This is a genomic window from Xanthomonas sp. JL1 (assembly GCF_038405005.1).
In genome coordinates, this window is sequence record NZ_JBBYGR010000003.1 from 33,807 (window position 1) to 34,929 (window position 1,123).

Below are 1,123 nucleotides of genomic sequence, written 5' to 3' on the forward strand. Positions count from 1 at the left end.
AGTACAGCCATCCATCTTGCACAGCACCACAAAGCGCGTCTTTCGCTCCACCAGCGTGCCTACGCACGAGCGGTTGAAAGCCCCTTTGATCAGGTCGCCTTCCCAATGCCCAGGAATCAAGCACTGCGCCACCTCTTCAGGCCGATGGACGATACGCAGCTCCTCCGGCACCCACGTGCGCTTGGCAGCGGTCGTACGGCGCAAGCAGCGCGTCGGCTTGTGCTGACGAAGCGCTTCCACGAGCTCCTTCTTCAAACCACCACGCGGATGCGCGTAGATAGCGGTGTAGATTGTTTCGTGGCTCACGCGTTGACTTGGATCATCCGGATGCATGGCCTTGAGCTTGGCAGCAATTTGCTGGGGCGACCAACGATATAGAACCAAGTCGTCACGCACCTGCTGAAAGATCGCACTGCCTTCAACAAGCCGGCGCCTTCGAACGCAGGCCCTGCGGCGCAGCCGATAGTTGCTGGCTGCGCTGGTTGCCGCATAGCCAGGTGCGCCCTGTCGCCGTATCTCGCGCAACAGCGTGCACGCACTGCGATTGAGTCGCCTTGCAATGGAGTTGAGTCTAAGGGGTGCCTTGAGCACCCTGTCTGTTTTTTGTGCTGCTCCATGGCGCGTATACGGTTGTGTCCCGAGCAAGCAACAACCCTACGAGGCGGCGAGATCCCGACGCGCCACCGCCCTCGCCGCGCATACTGAGAGCGGCTAACAAAACGTAGCGAGCAGTCGTCAGGTGGGCGCGGACGGCGCGCTCAGAACCGCAGTGGACGCGTGATACATGCCGATTCCGAGCACCGGCCGCACCCGCCTGGCGGTGAGCGCATTGGTTTTGTTGGCCGCTCTTAGTTCTACTGTGTTACTAAATCCGAATCCGTTGGTACGGTGAGACCCCGCAACACGGGCAGTGTGGGAGGCTTCTGGCGATAAGCCTAGCCAGTCCGAAGGCCAGCGTGGCAATCGAGTTGGGATGGTGACGTTGCATTGGGGCCAGACCGGCGCGGGCGGACGCTTTTGGATACTGCAGGCATCTTGAATGCGACGGAGTTTTTTTTACTGCGCAGGCGCTCGCGCATCAAGAACCCGTATGCGGCGATGCACAGACTGGCGTGATGGTGAA

The 1,123-nt window shown here is 60.4% G+C and carries 1 protein-coding gene, 1 other RNA gene and 1 pseudogene; all 3 read right to left on the reverse strand.

Annotated elements, in window-relative coordinates; all coding sequences use genetic code 11:
- On the reverse strand, positions 1 to 591 hold a 591-nt coding region (locus WJW29_RS00500), incomplete at its 3' end, for an IS30 family transposase (RefSeq protein WP_113168831.1).
- 118 nt (positions 592 to 709) lie between these two features.
- Positions 710 to 786, reverse strand: a non-coding RNA gene (locus WJW29_RS00505) — sX9 sRNA.
- Between the two features lie 149 nt (positions 787 to 935).
- Positions 936 to 1,123: pseudogene (locus tag WJW29_RS00510) on the reverse strand (IS701 family transposase); the annotation flags it as partial.